Below are 20,453 nucleotides of genomic sequence, written 5' to 3' on the forward strand. Positions count from 1 at the left end.
ACGGCCGGGCGCCGCTCGCGCGGCGCACCGGACCACTGGTGCAGCCGACGCTACTGAGCGTGCGCGGAAAGATGAGGGGAACGGGAGATTTGGCGGAAAACCTCCCATCCCCCTACTAAGATCCGCCCGGCACGCGCATGATCGCGCCGAGCTCGTCGCGGGGCCGGGGACGGGCCGGGCCGGGACTACCGCCTGCCGTCCACCACGGCCAGCAGCTTGCCGCTGGTGGCCGTACGGTCCAGAGCGGCCCCGTCCACCACCTCGACCGCGAAGTCGAGCAGCTTCTCCGCCACCGCCGACCGCACCTCCGGGTACCCGGCCAGGAAGGCCTCCCGCGCACGCTCGGGATCCGGGGCGTGCGCGCTCTCCAGCCGTACGGTGAGCCCCTCGCGGGCCGCGCCGGCCGTCAGGACTGCCTGGAGCTCGCCGCCGTAGCCGAGCCGCTCCCCCGCGATGGCCACGAAGCGGCGGTAGTTGAGGAAGTAGGTCGCCACCCGCATCACCTCGCCCAGCCGGCCCAGCAGTTCGAAGCGCGGGGCGTGGCTGCCGCAGGGGCAGCGCCCGGGCAGCGCGCGCCCGAGATCGCCGATCACGTACCGGTCGAGGTGCTGGCCGCGCCGGGCGCGGGTGGTGAAGACGAGGCGGCCGGTCTCCCCGAGGGCCACGGGACGGTCCTCGTCGACGTCGACGATCTCCAGCGTGTGCAGGTCGGCGTGGAGGTGGTGGACGCTTCCGCCGCTCTCCCCGCACTGGTAGCCGAGGGGCCCGAGGTCCGTGCTGCCGTAGGTGATCGAGTGGATGACCTCGATGCCGAACGTGTCGGTCAGCGTCCTGCGCTGTTCCTCGGTGAAGTGCTCGCCGCCGTAGTAGATCTTGCGCAGGCCGCCGTACGCACGCAGCAGGTCCGCTTCCTCGTGCAGCAGCTGCCAGAGGTAGGAGGGCATGCCGAACAGCGTGTCCACCTCGTACGCGGCGATCATCTCGGCGGTGGCCCGGTGGTCGGGGCCGGCGGCCATCGGCATCTGGACGCCGCCGAGCCGCTCCAGGATGGAGAAGAAGCTGATGAACCCGCCGTACATGCCGCCGCAGTAGAAGAGGTTGGCCGTACGGTCGCGGGCCGGGTCGTAGCCGGCGGCGAGCAGGCCGCGGGCGGCGGCGTGCATCTGCGTGTCGTAGTCCTCGTACGTGAACAGCGACAGGGCGGGCGTACCGGTACTGCCCCCGCTGCGGAAGTACAGCTCCGCGTCGCCCCGGTCGACCCCGCGGTTGAGGGCTTGGACGGTGGCCTTGTCCAGCAGCGGACCGGCGGGCGGCGGGAACTGCGCCGGGCGGGCGAGGTCGTCGAGGCAGGCGGTGGCCGCGAAGCGCGCGTCGGCTTGGACGGCCACGCGGCGGCTGTAGCGCTGGAGGGCGTAGACGCCGTCGTGCGGCTCACCGGCGTAGCCGGCCGTCATGGCCCCGACGGGGGTGACGCGGGTGGCACCGGCGGCCAGCACCAGGGCGGAGAGCTCGGCGATGTCGGTGCGGCTGCCCGCGATCCCGGCCGTCTGGAGGTAGCGGCGCATCGGGCGCAGGGTCGCGATGAGGTCCTTGCGCGGCAGCGGCTTGACCCAGACGCTGCGGTGCAGCGGCGAAGCGGTGAGCGCCGGGCGGCTGTCGGCCATGACCCGCCAGGTGCCGTCGGGGGCGGCCAGGACGCGGGTGAGGCCCAGGTGCTCCTCCAGGCGGGCAAGGTGCTCGGTGGTGGTCAGCTCCGCGTACTCGGCCGGATCGAGGTCGCGGTCCGACGCGGTGGGGGCGGGCTGCGCGGCCAGGGCGTCGGCGAGGCGCGCGGCGAAGGCGTGGAGCGCCTCGGTGTTGCCGGGATCGGTGTCGAGGTAGACGACCTGGGGGCTGGAGCAGGCCTGCTGCTCGAAGAGGCAGACGTCGGCGGCCAGGGCGCTCAGCGTCGCCCCGTCGGCCCAGGCCTCCTCGGTGACGTACGCGAAGGAGATCTTGTGCCCCCACTCCACCAGGCGGCAGCCGGGCGGGACATGGGCGGCGACGCCCTCGACGGCGCTCTCGCCGCCCCAGACCGCGACCGCGTCGGCGGGCGCGCACATCAGCCGCAGCCACTCCTGCCGGGAGGAGGGGAAGCGGAGCACGATGATGCGCTCGGCGAGGGCGCCGGTCGGGTCCTGCGCGGCGAGTTCGGCGAGGAGGTGCTGGGCGAGGAAGGTGTCGGCGCTGCTGGTCTTGAGGACGTTGACGTTCCCGGCGAGGAGCCCCTCGATCAGGCTGAGCGGGGCGACGGTGGCGGCGTTGCCGGGGGCTATGTGGGCCACCAGCCCGACGGGCGCCCAGGCCTCGTAGACCGTCTCCTTGGCGTCGGGGCGGTTCAGCCGCTGCGGGGCGGCGCTGCCCAGCTCGCGGCGGAGCTTGCGGGTGAGGGTGGGGCGGGCGAGGAACTCGGCCAGCTCGGCGAGGAGTTCCTGCCGCTCGGCGTCCGTGCCCCCGGGCAGGTGGGGGCCGAGCCGCTCCTGTACCCGGTGGCCCGGGTCGCGCAGGGCGCGGGAGAGCTCGTCGCAGGCGGCCAGGACGGTCTCGGTGTCCAGGGGCGCGGCGAGCGCGGACTCGACGGCCGCGGGCAGGGCGGCCAGCCTGCGGGCGGCCTCCTCGTCGCCGATGAAGGTGCCCTGCCAGTAGTGGTGGTTGAGGTTGATGGTGTCGGTCACGACATTCCCTTCATCAGTTCGGCGGCGGCCACGGCGCAGCTGCGGTTGCGGCTGACGCCGGCGCGGCCGTGGATCGTGAACCACGGCGTGGTCAGCTCGCAGCCGCACTCCCCGCCCGGGTGGAGCGAGGCGAGGTCGCCCATGACCACGCTCTGCGCCGGTACGGAGGTGATGTACGGGGACACCAGGTGCAGGTAGCCGCGCTCGCCGTACGGGAGGGGTTCGAGAGTGCGGGTCGAGCGGATGAAGACGCGGGACCAGACGGGTGCGTGGAGGTTGTGGTGGGAGCACTCGATGTACGGGATGCAGTGCTCGACCGAGCCGAAGGTGTCCCGGATCCGCCCCGAAGGGACGCCCAGCTGCTCGGTCACCCGGGCGTACAGCTCGTGCTTGCCGATCTGCCGGTCGGTGTGGCCCTTCCAGCCGCCGCCGAGGATGATCAGGGATCCCTCCGGCAGCTCCAGCGGCGGGAGCCCCATGGCGCGCATCCGCTCCAGCGTGAACCAGAGGAAGGCCGGGAAGCCGAGGATGCGTACGGGTACGTCGTCCTCGGCGAAGCGGCGCAGCGCGGCGACGCAGCCGAAGGGGTCGAACTCGTGGCCGTTGCCGGTGTCCCGCAGGGCGTACTCGACCTGCCGGGCCGGGGCGAAGTCGCACAGGTAGTTGTCGGTGAACGAGGTGCCCAGGTTGAGGTCGCGGGCGGGCTCGTAGCTGTAGAGCAGGTAGTTCACCTGCTGGTCGGGGGTGATCCAGCCGTTGTGGTCGAAGATGCGGGCGACCATGCGCTGGGCGGAGCGGATGGTCCACTCGTCGAAGAACATCTGCGACTTCTGTCCGGTGGTGCCGGAGGAGGTCAGGTGCAGGTGCACCTGGTCCTCGGGTATGGACAGGACCTCGTGGCGCTTGAAGAAGTTCGCGTGCACCAGCGGCGCCCGGTAGGGGGTGTCCGGCCGCGCGCCGTCGTCGTACAGGCTGCGGAAGAACGGGGAGCGGTCGCGGTGCCAGGCGTTGGCCTGCGCCATGGCGGCGGCGAACAGCTCCTCCTCGGCGGGTCCGCAGGTGTAGGGGTCGGTCAGGTCGCAGAGCTGCTGCACCCGGGCGAGGGCGCCGGCGTCGGGGACGTCGACGGGGCCGAGGTGGGGTTTCGGGCCGGTCGTGGAGGGGGTGGTGGAAGGGGCCGTGGAGCCGGCCGTGGCAGGGGTCATGAAGCAACCTCACGTACGGGCAGATGCGTCGACGCCCAGGCCGACACGTAGGAATCGAGGTAGGGCCGCAGCGGCGGGTCGACGACGAGCCCGCGGAAATCGATGTGTTCGGCGGTCCGGGACATCACCACGTAGTCGTGGAAGCCGTCCCCGTCCCGGCGCATGGCCGGATACAGGGCTCCGGCGATGAAGCCCTGAGCGGCGAAGGCGGACAGCGCGGCGTGGTGTTCGAGCGGTACGAGCGCCTCGACGTAGCCCGCTCCGGCGCGGGTCAGGGTGCGGGTGACCGGTTCCAGCCAGCCGGCGGCGGCCGCGGGGTCCGGGTGGGCGGTGACCAGGGCGCAGTAGCCGCCGGTGCGGTTGAGGTAGGCGTACACCTCGAACCCGCCGTCGTCGGGGGTGAGCAGGGTGTTGGGGGTGTGCAGCGGGTAGAACCAGCGGCCGGTGTCGGGGAAGTGCTCCTTGAAGCGGCGGCGGACGAAGGCCGGCGCCTCGATCATCTCCAGCCGGCGCGGGGCGGGCCCGGGGGCCGCCGGCACCGGCGGGGTCGCCCGGGCGTCCGCGTAGCTGATGCCGAGGGCGGCCTCGGCGGTGCGCAGGAGCGGCATCAGGGAGGCGGGGACCTCGGTGACGGGGACCCGGCGGTCCAGCACCCCGGGCGAGTGACGCGCGTAGAGTGCCAGGCTTTCGCGGCTGCTGAGATCCACGGCGTTGGGCAGGATGCCGAGCGGCCGGAAGCCGTTGCGGGCCACGACGCGCTGGGGTCCGGCGCTGACGGTGCGGACGGTGGCGTACACCGAGTCCAGTTCCCCGGCGTCGAGCGTGCCGGCGCAGACGGCCTCGGTCAGCTGGCCGGCGAGGCCGGAGCCGCGCTGGTCGGGGTGGACCGCGAGGCCTTCGAGGCGGCCGATGCGGCTGCCGGATTCGCCGTGCACCGCGGCCGATCCGGCGAGGGCCCCGGTGCGGGGGCAGCGGGCGACGAGCCAGAGGGTGTGCGGGTCCTGGATCAGCCGTGACATCTCGGCCGGGTCGTTGCCGAGGGCGGTGGGGTAGTGCGGTCCGTAGACGGCGTAGTAGAGCTGGCGCAGATCGGCGATGTCGGCGGGGGTGGCCTGCTGGATCGCGGCGGTCATCGCACGCCTCCTGCGGGGGTGGGCTCCGGGGTGCCTGCGGCGGGGCCGGGCGTGCCGGCGTCGCCGGGCGGTACTCCGGCCGGCAGGTCCGCCGGTTCGCCCGCCGGGCGGGGGTGGCCGGGCAGCAGGGCCAGGGCGAGGGCGGCGGGCACGAGTCCGGCCGCCTGGACCAGGCACAGCGTCTGGGCGGAGAAGTGGTCGCCGAGGAAGCCGAAGAGCAGCGAGGCGACCGGGAAGGTCGCGCCGAGGACGGCCTGCATGACGGCGAAGAACGCGGGCTTGTCGGCGGCCGGGACCAGCCGCTGGAACAGGGCCACGAAGCGGACCCCGATCACCCCGACGCACCAGCCGGTCAGCAGCAGGGCCCCGGCGATGACGGGTCGCGCGGCGATCAGGCCGGGTATGGCGAGGGCCGCGGCCATCGCGCCCAGGCACGCGGTGCCGACCACGGCGGGCCGGCCGGGCACCCGGGCGCCGGTGAAGGAGCCGACGAGCGTGCCCGCGCCGAGCGAGGCCTCCAGCAGGGCCACGGTCGCGCCGTCGCCGTGCAGGACGGAGGCGGTGTACAGCGGCATGACCACGAACACGGCCGTGGTGAAGAGGTTGGCCGCGGTGAAGCAGAGCAGGATGCCGCGGACGTACGGCATGGAGCCGAGCAGTCGGCGCAGCGTCCGGCGCGGCGCGTCCTGCCCGCCGGCGGCGTCGCCCTCGGCATCGGCATCGGCCGCGGGGTGAGCGGCGGTGCGGAACCGTACGGTCGCGATGAGCAGAGCGGCCGTGCCGTAGGCGGCGGCGCAGCCCGCGGCCAGGCCGGCCACCCCGGCCGCGTCCACGACCAGGGCTCCGAGCAGGGCTCCGCCGAGGCTCGCCAGCGACTGGGTGGACAACTCGAAACCGGTCGCGGCCTCGATGTCCGCGTCGTCGACGAGTTCGGGCACGGAGGTGGTCAGGCAGGGGTCGAAGAAGGCCTGGCAGCTCGCCAGGGCGAGGGCCGCGGCGTAGGCGGCGGCGACCGGGAGTTCGCTCGCGCCGGCCCACACGGCCAGCGCGGCGGACGCGGCTCCCGCGCCGCCCGCCGCGGTGCGCAGCAGCGAGCGGTGGGCGAAGCGGGCGATGGCGCGGGCCACGAGCGGGGCCAGGACCACGGCGGGCAGCGTGCTGACCGCCATGAACAGCCCGGCCGCGAGGCCGCCGTCGGCGGATGCGGCCTCGCTGATGAGCCACCAGGAGATGCCCACCTGGAACATCCGGACACCGGCCTGGGTGAGGACCTGGCCGAGCCATACGGTGCCGAAGGCGCGGTTGCGCAGGACGAGGGGGCGTGCGCGGCCCGTGGGCCGGGCCGGCGTCCGCGTCGGTGTCGGTGTCGTCGTCACGAGGTCGGCCTCTCGTCGAGGACGCGGACCAGCTTGCCGGTGCGGGGGTTGACCACCAGGTCGCGGTGGCGGGCCCATTCGACCCGGAGCGGGTGCACGAACCCGGCCGCGACGCTGTCCGGGTAGAGCGGCCGGGCGGCGTCGAGCCCGGTGACGACCGCCTTGGCGAGGACCTCCAGGGCGGCCGGGTCCTGTCCGGCGGCGGTGGCCAGGCGCAGGACGAGGCCGTCGCGGCCCTCCCAGCGGCGTACGACGAGCTGCGTGCCGGTGACGAGCCCGTGGGCGTCGGCCACGGCCACGGCGTCCGTGACGTCCTGCGCGTACAGGGAGACGGGTCCGACGCGGACGCCTTCCTGCGCGCGGCCGAGGATGCGGAAGGCCCCGCCCTCGGCCCCGATCCACTCCGCGCGGTCGCCGGCGGGGTAGCGGATGACGGGCATGAGGTGGCGGTAGAGCTGGGTGACGACCACCCGGCCGGGGCGGCCCGGCTCGCGGATCGGCTCGCCGGTCGTCTCGTCGAGGATCTCGACGAGGGTGTGCGGGGCGAACGGCCGGTGCGTACGCGTGTCTTCGTCCGTGCCGGGCACCGGCCCTCCCAGGAGGCCGCCGTCGACGCTGGCGTAGCCCAGCGAACGGGGCGTGGCCCGGGGGAAGGCGGCCGCGAGGAGGCGGCGCTGGTCCTCGAAGAGGGCTTCGCCGCCGAAGAACAGGAACTCCACGCCGGGCAGTTCGCGGCCGGCGGCGACCAGGTGCTCGGCCATGCGGCACAGCGTGGTCGGCGTCCCGGCGAGCACGTCGGCGGCGAAGTCCTCGATGGTGGTGAGCGTCGAGTCGATCGGTGCGGCGCCGCCTATGGGGAGGCGGACGTTGGCGACGGGTGCGTGCGCGAGCGAGTCCAGGATGAACAGGAAGCTGGCGTACAGCTCACCGGCGTAGAAGAGGTCGGCGACCCGGTGTCCGGGCCGCAGGCCCGCGTCGACCATGCCGGAGCCGAAGGCGGTGACGAACTCCCGCCATTCCTCCCGGGTGTAGCAGGAGAACCGGGGCGTTCCCGTCGTACCGCCGGTCTTGAACACGACGGCTTCCCCGAGGGGGGCGGTCAGGACGCGGTTGCCGTCCAGGGTGTTGGCGGCCCAGAACGCGTCCTGGTCCACGACGGGCACGTCGGTGACGCGGCTCACGTGCGGTGGCAGGTCCGCGTAGAGCTCGGCATAGAAAGGGGAACGGTCGCGGGCGAATCGCACGAGGTCTGAAAACTGCTGGACGGGCATACTGCCTTTACCTCGGAAAGATGAAAGATGAAAGTTGAAATGGGTGGGATGCAGGCGGCGCGCGCGTCGGGGAGTGGCGGGAATCACACCACCCTCATCCGTTGAGCGGTCAACAATGCGCATGCCGCGCACAGTTGGCGAGCGCGGGCTCAACCTGATGTCTGTTCACATCATGAGACAAGTGGAACGCACCGCCAAATCGATCGATGGCCACACCACGGACTTCAGGCCCCCGGGGCCGAAACCGAACAGCCCGGGATTCATTCGGGCGATTGTGCGGGCACCGGTTATGCGGAGTCCGATGCGGAATCGGTGACGGGCCGGCAAAGCCTGCCCGTGGTAGTGGCGTTCACCGCCGATTTCCGCCGGCTCCGACCAGCCACTCCGGCGCGTGCGCGCGGCCGTCCGTGTCCCCGCCGCCCGGGGAATCGTTTGCCCAGGCATGACGACGACGCGCTCCACGCTCACCCCCACGGCGCGGCACCGGGCGGCCGCGGACGAGGGCGGGCGGCCCCCGTACGTCCCCGCGCCCCGGCCGCCGGCCCACGCGGCTGCGTCCGCCCCCCTGTTCGAGCAGCTCGCCCGGGAGTGGACGGCTCGCGGGGCCACGGTGCCGGGACGGCCGGACCCGGTCTGGCGGGAGCTCATCTCCTGGGAGCATTTCGAACGGGAGACCGCGGCCACGGTCCGCGATCTGCACCTGCGCGGCCCGGAGCCGGTACCCGTACCGGTGCCCGCAGCCGCCTCCCCGGCCAACCCGCCCCGGTGGACGCGGGCCTGAGGCGCTCACGGGCGCCCGGCGGTCAGTGCCCGAACCGGATCCGGCCGGCGATCAGGCGGATGGCACTGATCGTCAGGTCCGGGTCGTGCAGCTGCACGTAGTGGTCGCTTCCGGTGGCCAGGAGGTGCGGGGTCTGCTCCCCCAGCTCCACCAGGGTCTGCTGGACCGCGGGCCAGGCCCGCTCCAGCGGCGCCAGGAGGTCCTTCGTGCTCCCGGCCGGAGCCGCGAAGGGCTCCGTCTTGCTCAGTACGGCCATCGGTACGTCCGGCAGCGGCTTGGCCGCGCGGACCGCGCCGATCGCGCCGTCGACGTCGACCTTCTCGAACGCCGGGTCGGCGTCGAAGGGCGTGCCGGGGTTGTTGAGCAGCTTCAGGTAGGCGGGCCAGCGGGCGCCGAAGTACGGCTCCACGTCGGTGCCGAACGCGTCGACGAAGACGAGGCCGGCCGTCTTCTCCGGATGCCGCTGCGCGAACAGCCGCGTGATCATCCCGCCGAAGGAGTGGCCGACGAGCAGGTACGGGCCGGGCACGTGCGCCGAGGTCAGCACCCGGTCGAGGTCCGCTTCCAGCGCGCCGAGGGAGCGCGTCCCGGTCCGCGGCGTACTGCGGGTGGTGAGCGCCGGCGGGTTCGTGTAGTGGATGGTGCCGGGCCGGTCGTACGTGCACACCCGCGCGAAGGCCGCGACGCCCGGGAACACCGCCGGGGCCTTCGGGACGGGCGGCCGGGTCTCGGTCAGGTTCCAGGTGTCCGAGGAGTCGTGCAGCCCGGACTCCAGGACCACCGTCGGAGCGCCGCTCCCCTTGCAGCTCAGCCAGAGCTTTCGGCCGCCGCCCACGTCGACCTGGCGGGAGAACTCCCCCGGGTCCCGGCTCGGCCCGGTGGCGGAGGCGGCCGGGGCGCCCCGGAGCGCCGACGGCCCGCCGCACCCCGGAAGCACGGCCAGCGCGCTCGCGGTCAGCACGGCGGTCAGGAGCGGGATCCGCTGTCCCACCGGCACTCCCTTCCTCGTGTCCTCGTACGCCTGCCCGGCCCGATCATCCGGTACGGGCGGCCGGCGGCGCGCGATCGCCGCGCAGGAGCCGCCGAGGCCGGACGCGGACGGGGACCGGTCGGCGGAGGAAGCCCTCCGCTGCCGGTCCCCGGTCCCGCACGCACGTGCCGATGCCGTTGCCGTTGCTGACTCCGATGCCGTGCCGACGCCGGTCAGGCCTTGCGCCTACGGCTGCCGCGCAGGCCGACTCCCACCAGGACCGCGGCCGCGACCACGATCGCCGCGTCGAGCGCCAGGACCGTACGGACCCCGTCGAAGAGCGAGGCCTGCGTGGTGGCGAGGACGCCGAGCAGCGGGATCCCGATCGTCAGGCCGACCTGCTGCGTCGTGGTGACCAGGCCGGTCGCCAGCCCCTGCTCCGAGTCCGGCACGCCGCTGGTCACGGTCAGCCCGTAGGAGATGATCGCGCCGAGGTGGAACACGCTGGCCACCGACACGGCCACCGTCGCCGGCAGGGCGCCCGACTCGGCGCCCAAGGCGAGCAGGGCGGCCGTGAACAGGCCCTGACCGAGCAGCGAGCCGGCCAGCGTGCGCCGGGGACCGAAGCGGCCGATGACCTTGGGTGCGTACGCGCCGGCGAACGCGGAGGCGATGCCCTGGACGCCGAAGACCAGACCGGTCCGGAAGGGGGACAGCTCCAGCGTCTCCTGGAGGTAGAGGGTCAGGACGAAGACGACCGTCGACATCGTCGAGAAGGTCACCAGTCCGGCGACATTGCCCCAGGCGACGGTGCGCCGCTTCAGCATCGGCAGCGAGACCAGCGGGGCCGGGCTCTTCGACTCCACGACGGCGAAGGCGAGGAGCAGGGCCAGTCCGGCGAGCAGCGTGCCCCACACGTCCGCGCCGCCGAAGCCGCGCTGGGCCGCCGAGGACAGGGAGTAGATCACCGCGAGCAGGCCGCCGGTGACGGTGACGGCGCCGGGTACGTCCAGGCGCGGCCGGTCGGGGGTGCGGGACTCGGGCAGCAGTCCCGGGGCCAGGGCCAGCACGGTCACGGCGGTGACCGCGAGCAGCCCCATCGTGGAACGCCAGCCGAGGGTGTCGGTCATGACGCCGCCCAGGACCATGCCGATGGTGAAGCCGAGGGAGAGCAGGGTGCCGGAGATGCCGAGGGCCTTGTCGCGCAGCGGGCCCTCGGGGAACGTCGTGGTCAGCAGGGACATGCCGGTCGGCACGATGACCGCCGCGCCCAGGCCCTGGAGGGCGCGCCCGGCCAGGAAGGACGCCGGGTCCCAGGCCAGGGTGGCGAGCAGTGAGGCGGCGCCGAAGAGGGCGAGGCCGGCCAGGAACAGCCTCTTCCTGCCGTACAGGTCGGCGATCCGGCCGAAGAGGAGGAGAAAGCCGCCGGAGGGCAGAGCGAAGGCGGTGACGGCCCATTGGAGGGCCGACCGGCTCAGGCCCAGGTCCTTGCCGAGCACCGGGAGGGCCACGTTCAGTACGGAGAAGTCGAGCGCCACCATGAACTGGGCGGCGCAGAGCACGAAGAGGACCAGCTTGGCGCGGCCGGTGAGCCGCTCGCCCACGGGGGCCGCCGTCGCGGTCACGGTCGCCGCTGTCGTGGTCGCCGCTGTCCTGGTCGCCGTAGTCGTCGTTGTCGTCGTTGTCTGGGAATCGATCGCCATGGCCACACCCTCGCGGCCCGGGAAGGCCCGTGGAGAGTGGGAACTTATCCTGTTGGTGGCACCACCAGGCAGCCGACAGGGGGAGTGAGTGGCCACACCGATCGACAGGCACCGCCGTTCCGAGTTGCGCGAGTTCCTGATGAGCAGACGGGCCCGGGTCACCCCCACGGAGGCGGGATTGCCCGATGGCGGGGCCCGCCGCCGTACCCCGGGCCTGCGCCGGGAGGAGGTCGCCGTGCTCGCGGGGGTCGGTGTGTCCTGGTACCAGTGGCTGGAACAGGGCCGCGACATCACGGTCTCCCCGCAAGTGCTCGACTCGGTGGGCCGGGTGCTCAAGTTGTCCAGTGCCGAGCGCCGGCACCTGTACGTACTGGCGGGGCTCAATCCGCCCGCACTCGAAGTGGCCCCGGCCGACCGGGACATGTGCGAGGGCCTGAAGCGGCTGATCGACGCCTGGATGCCGTTCCCCGCGCACATCATGGACGCGTACTGGAACACGGTCCTCTACAACGACTCGGCCGCGCTCGTGCTCGGCATGCGCCCCGAGATCGTGCAGAACTGCCTGATCGCCTTCTTCACCGACCCCGTCTACAAGGCCCGTTCGCCCCACTGGGAGGAGATCGCGTGCCTCGTGGTCGCCCAGTACCGGGCGGCGAGCTCGGAGTGGCCCGACGACGAGGGCTTCCAGGCGGTCATCGCGGAGGCGCGGGAACTCAGCCCCGAGTTCGCCGCCCTGTGGGACCGGCGGGACGTCCGGCCGGGCGGCCAGATCCGCAAGGAGATCGAGCACCCGGTCGTCGGCACGCTGTACGTGGAGTCGACGCAGCTGCGCGTACCGGCCCGGCCCGACCTGTCGATCGTGCTGCACACCCCGCTGCCCGCCACCGAGACGGCGGAGAAACTGGAGTGGCTGACCTCCGCGGAGGGGCGCCGGGGCACCCTCTACCCGATCGCTGGCTGACCCTCCCGGGCCGTACGCGGGGTGCCCGGACCGGCCCCGAGCCCGGACCGGCCCCAAGGCCCGGTCCGGGCACCCAGGTCGCCGGCTACCGCTCGTCGGCGGCGGCCCGGGTGATCTCTTCTTCCACCGCGCGCAGCTCCTCCTGCCGGTCCAGGAGGATCAGCAGCTCCCGGTGGTTGGCCAGTGCGGTGAGGAGGAGATCGCTCCGGCCGGGCTCCAGCGCGCACATGCGCCGCGCCGCGGCCACGGACTCGGCGCGCAGGGCCAGCGCGATCTCCGGCTGGTGGGCGAACTCGTAACGGCTGTACTTCCACAGTGCGGCGGACAGCAGGGGCAGGTAGGCCAGGGGACTCACCTGAGCCAGGACGCGGTAGGCGGCGACCCGCTCGCGGACCGAGGGCTTACCCGATCCGAGGAGGGCGACCCGGGCTCGGAGGACTGCGTGGTGATCGATGTTCGCCGAGTGATTCATGACGGTGATTCTCAAAGCCGCACAGGGGCTCGGACAAGGGTGATCGGCTGTGCTCTCGGTCCTACGCAAACCCCCTCTGACCTGTCATGATGGTGACGTCATCACCCCTGCGCCCCTCCGGACGGCCCGTCGGCCTCCGCGACGGGATGTCGCCCCCTCGCCCTCCTCCTCGCTCCTCCCCCGCCTCGCCGCGCGCTCTTGCGCGAGTCCACGGACCCCCGCGCGAGCCATTGAGAGGATCACCCAAGAGTAAATCCGGCATATCGCCACAGAACCTCGCCTTGCCGGTCCCCCTTGAGTGATCAAAGTGGCGTGGGGTTAGCATGTGAGCGCCGCCTAGCTCGAAAGATAAACCTGTGACTGTCAATGACGACTCGTTCACCAACTGGAAAAACCGCGAGGAGATCGCGGAGTCGATGATCCCGATCATCGGGAAGCTGCACCGCGAGCAGGACGTGACGATCCTGCTGCACAGCCGCTCCTTGGTGAACAAGTCGGTGGTCAGCATCCTGAAGACCCACCGCTTCGCCCGTCAGATAGCCGGCGAGGAGCTCTCCGTCACGGAGACCCTGCCGTTCCTGCAGGCGCTCACCACGCTGGACCTGGGCCCCTCCCAGATCGACATCGGCATGCTCGCCGCCACCTACAAGGCCGACGACCGCGGCCTGTCCGTGGAGGACTTCACCGCCGAGGCCGTCGCCGGCGCCACCGGTGCCAACAAGATCGAGCGCGGCGAGGGCCGCGACGTCGTCCTGTACGGCTTCGGCCGCATCGGCCGCCTCGTCGCCCGCCTCCTCATCGAGAAGGCCGGCTCCGGCAACGGGCTGCGCCTGCGCGCCGTCGTCGTCCGCGGGGGCGGCGAGGCCGACCTCGTCAAGCGCGCCTCGCTGCTGCGCCGGGACTCGATCCACGGCCAGTTCCAGGGCACGATCACGGTCGACGAGGCGAGCAGCACCATCATCGCCAACGGCAACGCGATCAAGGTGATCTACGCCAACGACCCGAGCGAGGTCGACTACACGGCGTACGGCATCAAGGACGCCATCCTCATCGACAACACCGGCAAGTGGCGCGACCGCGAGGGCCTCTCCAAGCACCTGCGCCCCGGTATCGACAAGGTCGTCCTGACCGCTCCGGGCAAGGGCGACGTCCCGAACATCGTCCACGGCGTCAACCACGACACGATCAAGCCGGACGAGCAGATCCTGTCCTGCGCCTCCTGCACCACCAACGCGATCGTCCCGCCGCTCAAGGCCATGGACGACGAGTACGGCGTGCTGCGCGGCCACGTGGAGACCGTCCACTCGTTCACCAACGACCAGAACCTGCTGGACAACTACCACAAGGCCGACCGCCGCGGCCGCTCCGCGCCGCTGAACATGGTGATCACCGAGACCGGTGCCGCCTCGGCCGTGGCCAAGGCGCTGCCGGACCTCAAGGCGCCGATCACCGGCAGCTCGATCCGCGTCCCCGTCCCGGACGTCTCGATCGCGATCCTGAGCCTGCGCCTGGGCCGCGAGACCACCCGCGAAGAGGTCCTCGACTACCTCCGCGACGTCTCGCTGAACTCCCCGCTGAAGCGCCAGATCGACTTCACCACCGCGCCCGACGCCGTGTCGATGGACTTCGTGGGCTCGCGCCACTCGTCGATCGTCGACGCAGGAGCCACCAAGGTCGACGGCGACAACGCGATCCTGTACCTCTGGTACGACAACGAGTTCGGCTACTCGTGCCAGGTCATCCGGGTCGTCCAGCACGTCTCCGGCGTCGAGTACCCGACGTACCCGTCCCCGGCGGTCTGACCCCGTGACGGCGGTCTGATCCCGCGGCACCGGCGTTCCGCGCGCGGCCCGTTCCACCGCCCACCCGGCGGCGGAGCGGGCCGCGCGCGTTCGCGGGGTCAGGCGTAAGGGTCGAAGGGGATCGGGGGCTTCGAGGCGTTCAGGGCGTCGTTGAAGCGGCCGTCGGAGATCTTGATCGTGGCCGAGCCGAAGTCGGCGTTCACGAGCTTGTCGCGCAGGCCCGCCGGGTAGCCGTTCCAGCCGACGAGGCGCGGGTAGAACCAGTTGCCGGTGTGGTTCTCGGCGGGCTCGTCGTTGCCGTTCGCGAGGCGGTAGAAGTGCGTCGAGACGCCGTCCTTGTGGTAGACGACCTTGGCGTGGGTCCCGTCGAAGCGGACCTGCGAGCGCGGGTACCACTTCCACCCGCTGTGCTGCGAAGTCGACACGTACTGGACCGCGTCGTCCTTGATCCAGACCACCACGTGCTCGAAGTCGTGCCGGTGCCCGATGGCCGCGGGACCGAGCGTGGCCTGGTCCTTCTCGAAGTAGCCCGCGTACATCACGGCGCACCAGCCGTTGTTGCACTTGGCGCGGGAGTAGGTGTTGGAGTTCTGCAGCTGCGCGAGGTCCCGGCAGTGTCCGTTCACCGCTCCGCCGGGCTTCAGGCCGGGGTTGAGCACGCCGCCGCTGCTGATCGCGGCCGTGGCGTAGCAGCCGTCCCCGTCGTAGTCGAAGGCGGGCGAGAAGGTCTGTTCGAGCCCGTCCGCGTTCTGCGGCAGGGCCGGTATCACGTCGGCGACGGCCACGGCCGGAAGGGCCATGACCAGCGCCGCGGCCCCGAGTCCGGCGGTGGTGACGGTCCGGCGGAACCCGGCCCACCGCCGCACGGGGCGAGAGCCCTGGGCTCCGGCCGCGGCTTGGTCGTTCATCGTCCTCGTCGGTGACAGCAGTCTGCGCACATCATCTCCTGACCTGTACGTGTTCAACCGGGCGCAGAGGCGAACGCTAGCCGGGCAACGTTCAAGTCCGGGTCGAGTCAGGCGAATTGCAGATGTACGCACGCCCCGTCAGCCGGCGAGGCGGTCCAGCACCGCGCGCCGCCAGCGCTCCGTCTCGGCGATCTGGTTGAAAGTGAACAGGTGCAGGCCGGCCACCCCGGACTCGGGTGCGCCCAGCGCGGGGGCACTGCGGCGCAGCAGCCGCTCCGGCGAGTAGCCGCCGGGGGCGGCGAAGCGAAGGAACCAGGAGGGGTGGCGGGTCAGGAACTTGGCCGACTCCCCCACGCCGATCTTCGTGGCCATCGACAGCAGCTTCGCGCGTTCGACGGGACCGGCGACCCCGACGTGCACGGGCAGCAGGACCTGCCGGCGCCGCACCCGCCCGAGCCACTGCCGCAGGGTCGCCGGGTCGAAGCACAGGTTGCTGACGATGTAGGTGGCGTGCGGCTGCTTGTCCGACATCGCCCGTACGGCGACCTCGTCGGCGATCAAGGGGTGGCTCTCCGGGTAGCCGGTGATGCCGACGTGCGCGAACGGGCTGCCCAGCTCGCCGAGCCGGCGCAGCACGGGCAGGGCCGCGTCGTAGGCCCCCGCCGGCGGGTCGGCGTCGCCGGCCGGTACGAAGACGTCCTCGATGCCGGCGGCGACCAGCCGGTCCACGATGTCCGAGAGGTGGCCGGCGTCGGTGATCTGCCGGGCCGGGAGGTGCGGGACGACGCGGTAGCCGTGCCCGGCCAGGCGCACGGCGAGGTCCAGGGTGGGACCGATGCCCTTGGCCGGGGAGGCGGTGACGGTGACGGGTACGCCGGCCGGGACGTGCGCCAGCACCTTGTCCTCGGTGGCCTTCGCCGGCAGGACCTCGTAGCGGACCCTGCGCAGGAGCTCCGCGAGGCCGCCCCCGATGACCGGGGCCTGCGCGGGGCGTTCGGGATACGGCGTGGGCCGGGCGGACATGCCGCTCCTCCTCGGGGTGGGGGTGGCGCCGCCTCGGCGGCATCTCGGCCCCCATCATGCCGGGTGCGCCCGTGCCGTCGTCGGCCGCGTACCGCAGGCCGCAGGATGGGACCATGGAACCCCTGGCCGAAATCACCGCGCAGCTCCTGGAGACGGACCGGACGGCGGGGGCGCGCCGGGCAGCCCCGGCGGCGCTGCGCGCCGTCGCCTCGGTCGGCCGACCGGCACTGCGCGGCACCTCGGCGGCCGAACGCGCCGCGCTGACGGAGCTCTTACAGGTCTGCGCCTGGATCCTCTTCGACGCCGAGCGACACCGGGTCTCGCGGCAGCTCAGCCACCGGGCCCTCGCCCTGGCCCGGACCCTCCCCGAGGGCGCCCCCTCCGTCGAGCTGCTCGTCCTGTCCGTGCTGTGCCTCCAGGAGGAGCACCTGGGGCGCCCCGCCGCTTCGCTGCGCATCTCCTCGTCCGTCCTGGCCGGCCGGGACCTCCCGGCGCGGGTGGCCGCCGTCTTCCACGTACGGGAGGCACGCGCGCGGGCCCGGCTCGGGCAGGGCCGGCGGGCGCTGCGCTCCCTCGCCACCGCCCGGGAACTCCTGGCGGACGGGCCGTCCCCGCGCGATCCGTCGTGGACCTGGTGGTTCGACCGGTCTGAGCTCGACGGCCACCACGGCCTCGCCCTCGCCGACCTGGGGGACCCGGACACGGCCGCGGCCCTGCTCCACGAGGCCACGGCGGCGGGCGACGCACCCGCCTACCGGTCGCTCTTCTCCGCCGAGCTCGCCTGCCTGCTCGCGCGGGCCGGAGCCTGGCGCGAGACGGACGCGTGGCTGTCCGGCCTGGTCGAATCCGTCCCGGAGATCGGCTCCGTCCGCGCCCTGGGCGCCCTCGCGCGCACGGCCCGCACCATCGAGCGGGGCCCGCGCGTCCCCCGGGCCATGCGGGACACCGCCGGGTACCTCACCGCAGTCCTCCGGGCGCAGGCCGGTGCCGCGCACCCCGCCTTCCGGAGGATCCGGCGGCCGTGAGAGGGTCGGCCCGGCCCCCGCGGCGGGGCCGCGCACGAGGAGCCGCGTGCGGAGGCGCGTGCGCAGGCGCGGGCGGGGAGGAGGCACTGTGACCGGCACCGGCCGTACACCCGGCGGCACGTCCACCGGGCGGGTACTGGTGGCGGACGACGACGCCGCCATCCGCCGCTCCCTGGAGCGCGGGCTGCGGCTGAGCGGCTTCACGGTCCTGCTCGCCGAGGACGGGCCCGGCGCCCTCGCCCTGCTCGCCGACCAGGACCCGGACGTCCTCGTCCTGGACGTCTCGATGCCCGGCCTGACCGGCACCGAGGTCTGCCGCGCGCTGCGGGCCCGTGGCGACGAGACCCCCGTGCTGATGCTGTCGGCCCTCGACGAGGTGACGGACCGGATAGCGGGGCTCCAGGCCGGGGCCGACGACTACCTGGTCAAACCCTTCGCCCTGGAGGAGCTGGTCCTGCGCCTGCACGCCCTCCTGCGGCGCCGCCCGGCCCCCGAGCCCGCACCCGACGTAGTGCGCGCGGGCCCTCTCGTGATCGACGAGGCCCGCCGCCGGGTCCATCACGAGGAGGACGAACTCCACCTCACGCGGCGCGAGTTCGAGCTCCTGCTCCAGCTGGCGCGCAACGCCGGCATCGTCCTCACCCGCGACCAGCTGCTGGACCGGGTCTGGGGCTACGACTTCGAGGTCCGCAGCGACGCCGTCGACACCTTCGTCAGCTATCTGCGCCGCAAGCTGGAGGAGGGCGGGCGCCCGCGCCTGATCCACACCGTGCGCGGCGTCGGCTTCGTCCTGCGCGTCCCCGCGGCCCGGGAGGGCGGCCAGTGAAGCTCGCCACCCGCATCGCCCTCTCGGTGACCGTCGTGGTGCCCCTGCTGGTGCTCTCCGCGGGGCTGCTGGTCCTCGGACTGGTGAGCCGCGATCTCCACCAGCAGCAGGACACCCGCCTCCAGGACCGGGCCTCCGCCGTCCTCCCCGACGTCAGGACGCTGCTCACGGCCGACCGCAACGGGAAGCCGAAGGTGGAGCAGAACCAGCACCGCAAGGTGCTGGGCGACGTCCTCGACGCCGGGATCCGCGTCCGGACGGCGGACGGAGCCGTCGTCCTGGAAGGCGGCCCACAGCCCGCCGACCCGGTGCGGCTGCCCGAGCAGACGGCGGACGGCCCCGTCACCGTCCGGACCAAGGGGCGCGCCTGGCGGGTGCTGACCGTCCCGGTGGCCGGTCCCGCACCCGGCACGCTCTGGCTGTTCACCCCGGCTTCGGCCGCCGACCCGCAGGTCGTGGCCGTACGCCGCCGGGTCCTGCTGGTGGCCCTGCTGGCGGCGCCGGTCTCGGGGCTGCTCGCGTACGGACTCGCCGGCCGCGCCACCGCCTCCGTACGAAGGCTGAGCCGCCGGGCCGCCGAACTCGACCCCGGCGCGGGACCGGCGGCCTTCGCCGGCACACCGGTGAACATCGCCGAGGTGGACGAACTGTCCAATGCCATCGGCCAGTTGCTGGCCCGCTACGAGGAGCAGGCCGCCCGCACGGCCCAGGCACTGGACACGGCCCGATCGTTCTCCTCCGCCGCCTCGCACGAGCTGCGCACCCCGCTCATGAGCATGCGGACCGACCTGGACGTCCTGGCCGCCCACCCCGACCTCTCCCCGGGGGAACGGGCGGAGATCGTACGGGACTTGCAGCGGGACCACGCCCGGCTGCTGGACCTGCTCACGGCCCTGCGGATGCTGGCGCGGGGCGATCTGGTGGAGGTGTCCGCCTTCACCTCGCTCGATCTGTCCGAGCTGGTGGACACCGCGGCCGGGGAGAGCGCCCGCCGCCACCCGCAGGCGCGGCTCGACGTGGAACTCCCCTCCGAACTGCGGGTGTTCGGGTGGGAGGCCGGGCTGACCATCCTGCTCGCCAACCTGCTGGGCAACGCGGTGGCCCACGGTCACCTGCCGGGCGAACCGGCCAGGATCGCGGTACGGGCGCGGGCGGAGGCCGGGTACGCCGTGCTCACCGTGGACGACGCGGGGCCCGGCATCGCGCCCGGCGAGCGGGAAGCCGTGTTCCGGCGGTTCCACCACCGCCCCGGCAGTCCCGGCTCGGGGCTCGGCCTGACCCTCGTCGCCCAGCAGGTCGCGCTGCACCGGGGCTCCGTCGTGATCGGCACGCCGCCCGGCGGCACCGGTGCCCGCTTCGAGGTCCGCCTGCCCCTGTCGGCGGCGGACGCCCCGGCCCCGAGGCTGCCGCGGCGGCGCGACTGGATCTCCTCGCGGGGCGAGTGAGGGCGGGGGCCCTGGGCCCCGGGCTCCCGCGGACTCACAAAGTTTCCACAAAGACACCCCCTACCGTCCTGACCGGTCGGCCGCCTGTGAGCCGGCCCGTTCGCACCGAAGGGGATTGAGCCATGCTCCCGAACCGTAAGACCGCCGCCACCGCGATCGGCGCCCTCGCGCTGTCCGGCGCCCTGATCTGGGCCGCCCCCGCGCAGGCGGAGTCCGCGAGCCCCGCTCCGGCCGCGTCCAAGACGGCCGAGTCCGCACCGAAGGGCGACGGCGCGAAGGCGATCTGCAAGCGCCTGCCCAAGGCGCAGACCCGCGTCAACACGGCGATCGACCGGCTCAAGGGCGGTCCCACCGTGCTGGGTTCCGTCGCGCGGCTGGAGCAGCGCGTCGCCAACGCCCAGACCGCCGGCCACACCCAGGTACACGACTACCTGAACGACCGCCTGACCTTCCGCAAGAACCTGCTGCCCACCCTCCAGAAGCGGCAGGACGACCTGAAGGCCGTCAGCGCCTGGTGCTCCGCGCAGGGTGCCAAGTGACCCGAGCGACCCGACTGACCCGGGTGACCCGCCCGGGCCGGGCGGCCCGGGTGACCGGGCCCCGCCGCGCCGGCGCGGCGCTCGCCACCCTGGCCGCGGTGACGGCCCTGCTGATCACCGGCTGCGCGCCGGGCGCGACCGCCAAACCGGCCGGCACGGCCGACGGCGCCACGGTCAAGGACATGCAGCAGAAGGTGGACGACGCCGAGAGCGCGGCGGCCCAGGCGGACTCCGACGCCACGCAGAACAACTGACCGACCGCCCCGCACCCATATCCACACCCGCCCAGGCCCGCCCCC

Annotated in this window: 18 protein-coding genes; 8 read left to right on the forward strand and 10 right to left on the reverse strand. The window is 73.2% G+C overall.

The genetic code is table 11. From position 1 onward, the window contains the following. Nucleotides 1-185: 185 nt before the first annotated feature. The 5 genes from ACS04_RS11585 to ACS04_RS11605 are packed head-to-tail and all read right to left on the reverse strand — an operon-like array spanning nt 186 to nt 7,699. Nucleotides 186-2,714 carry an acyl-CoA reductase gene (locus ACS04_RS11585; protein ID WP_245236367.1) on the reverse strand — a complete coding sequence of 843 codons (2,529 nt, stop codon included), beginning with the start codon at nt 2,712-2,714 and terminating at the stop codon, nt 186-188. Then, a complete protein-coding gene (locus ACS04_RS11590) occupies nt 2,711-3,919 on the reverse strand; it encodes a LuxE/PaaK family acyltransferase (RefSeq protein WP_245236368.1) in 1,209 nt (402 codons plus the stop codon). Before ACS04_RS11590 ends, ACS04_RS11585 begins: the two co-directional genes overlap by 4 nt. After that, on the reverse strand, nt 3,916-5,052 hold the full coding sequence (locus ACS04_RS11595; RefSeq protein WP_048476487.1) for a GNAT family N-acetyltransferase: 1,137 nt from the start codon (nt 5,050-5,052) through the stop codon (nt 3,916-3,918). The genes ACS04_RS11590 and ACS04_RS11595 overlap by 4 nt, the downstream gene beginning before the upstream one ends. Continuing rightward, nucleotides 5,049-6,428: an MFS transporter gene (locus ACS04_RS11600; protein ID WP_245236369.1), complete on the reverse strand. Its 1,380-nt coding sequence runs from the start codon at nt 6,426-6,428 to the stop codon at nt 5,049-5,051. Before ACS04_RS11600 ends, ACS04_RS11595 begins: the two co-directional genes overlap by 4 nt. Then, nucleotides 6,425-7,699 (reverse strand): phenylacetate--CoA ligase family protein, encoded by a 1,275-nt coding sequence (locus ACS04_RS11605; protein ID WP_048476488.1) that lies wholly within the window; start codon nt 7,697-7,699, stop codon nt 6,425-6,427. The genes ACS04_RS11600 and ACS04_RS11605 overlap by 4 nt, the downstream gene beginning before the upstream one ends. A gap of 442 nt (nt 7,700-8,141) precedes the next feature. Here ACS04_RS11605 and ACS04_RS37435 point away from each other — a divergent pair, with 442 nt between their 5' ends. After that, on the forward strand, nt 8,142-8,480 hold the full coding sequence (locus ACS04_RS37435; RefSeq protein WP_048476489.1) for a hypothetical protein: 339 nt from the start codon (nt 8,142-8,144) through the stop codon (nt 8,478-8,480). A 22-nt stretch (nt 8,481-8,502) separates the two neighbouring features. Here ACS04_RS37435 and ACS04_RS11615 read toward each other — a convergent pair whose 3' ends face one another. Together ACS04_RS11615 and ACS04_RS11620 are read right to left on the reverse strand one after the other, a co-directional pair. After that, nucleotides 8,503-9,471: an alpha/beta fold hydrolase gene (locus ACS04_RS11615; protein WP_048476490.1), complete on the reverse strand. Its 969-nt coding sequence runs from the start codon at nt 9,469-9,471 to the stop codon at nt 8,503-8,505. A 212-nt stretch (nt 9,472-9,683) separates the two neighbouring features. After that, nucleotides 9,684-11,153: an MFS transporter gene (locus tag ACS04_RS11620; RefSeq protein ID WP_078864666.1), complete on the reverse strand. Its 1,470-nt coding sequence runs from the start codon at nt 11,151-11,153 to the stop codon at nt 9,684-9,686. Nucleotides 11,154-11,292: 139 nt separating this feature from the next. Here ACS04_RS11620 and ACS04_RS11630 point away from each other — a divergent pair, with 139 nt between their 5' ends. Next, nucleotides 11,293-12,114, forward strand: coding sequence for a helix-turn-helix transcriptional regulator (locus ACS04_RS11630; RefSeq protein WP_078864673.1), 822 nt, complete (start codon nt 11,293-11,295; stop codon nt 12,112-12,114). A gap of 85 nt (nt 12,115-12,199) precedes the next feature. Here the strand turns inward: ACS04_RS11630 and ACS04_RS11635 are convergent, their stop codons facing one another. Beyond that, a complete protein-coding gene (locus tag ACS04_RS11635; RefSeq protein ID WP_048476494.1) occupies nt 12,200-12,586 on the reverse strand; it encodes a hypothetical protein in 387 nt (128 codons plus the stop codon). 356 nt (nt 12,587-12,942) lie between these two features. Between ACS04_RS11635 and ACS04_RS11640 the strand changes: the two genes are divergently transcribed. Beyond that, nucleotides 12,943-14,388, forward strand: coding sequence for a glyceraldehyde-3-phosphate dehydrogenase (locus ACS04_RS11640; protein WP_048476495.1), 1,446 nt, complete (start codon nt 12,943-12,945; stop codon nt 14,386-14,388). Nucleotides 14,389-14,486: 98 nt separating this feature from the next. Here the strand turns inward: ACS04_RS11640 and ACS04_RS11645 are convergent, their stop codons facing one another. Continuing rightward, nucleotides 14,487-15,296 (reverse strand): NPP1 family protein, encoded by an 810-nt coding sequence (locus ACS04_RS11645; protein WP_078864668.1) that lies wholly within the window; start codon nt 15,294-15,296, stop codon nt 14,487-14,489. A gap of 138 nt (nt 15,297-15,434) precedes the next feature. Then, nucleotides 15,435-16,319, reverse strand: a complete 885-nt coding sequence (locus ACS04_RS11650) for a methylenetetrahydrofolate reductase (protein WP_048476496.1) — start codon at nt 16,317-16,319, stop codon at nt 15,435-15,437. Nucleotides 16,320-16,375: 56 nt separating this feature from the next. Here ACS04_RS11650 and ACS04_RS11655 point away from each other — a divergent pair, with 56 nt between their 5' ends. From ACS04_RS11655 to ACS04_RS11675, 5 genes are all read left to right on the forward strand, one after another. Next, nucleotides 16,376-17,344 (forward strand): NsdA family TPR-like regulatory protein, encoded by a 969-nt coding sequence (locus ACS04_RS11655; RefSeq protein WP_483414638.1) that lies wholly within the window; start codon nt 16,376-16,378, stop codon nt 17,342-17,344. An 88-nt stretch (nt 17,345-17,432) separates the two neighbouring features. Then, entirely contained in the window at nt 17,433-18,170 is a 738-nt protein-coding gene (locus ACS04_RS11660) for a response regulator transcription factor (RefSeq protein ID WP_048476497.1), read from the forward strand. After that, entirely contained in the window at nt 18,167-19,615 is a 1,449-nt protein-coding gene (locus ACS04_RS11665) for a sensor histidine kinase (protein ID WP_048476498.1), read from the forward strand. The genes ACS04_RS11660 and ACS04_RS11665 overlap by 4 nt, the downstream gene beginning before the upstream one ends. A 122-nt stretch (nt 19,616-19,737) precedes the next feature. Then, a complete protein-coding gene (locus ACS04_RS11670; RefSeq protein WP_048476499.1) occupies nt 19,738-20,154 on the forward strand; it encodes a hypothetical protein in 417 nt (138 codons plus the stop codon). Beyond that, nucleotides 20,151-20,408, forward strand: coding sequence for a hypothetical protein (locus ACS04_RS11675; RefSeq protein ID WP_158977241.1), 258 nt, complete (start codon nt 20,151-20,153; stop codon nt 20,406-20,408). Before ACS04_RS11670 ends, ACS04_RS11675 begins: the two co-directional genes overlap by 4 nt. Nucleotides 20,409-20,453 lie beyond the last annotated feature (45 nt).

Source organism: Streptomyces roseus (assembly GCF_001044425.1).
GTDB classification, from domain to species: Bacteria; Actinomycetota; Actinomycetes; order Streptomycetales; family Streptomycetaceae; genus Streptomyces; species Streptomyces roseus.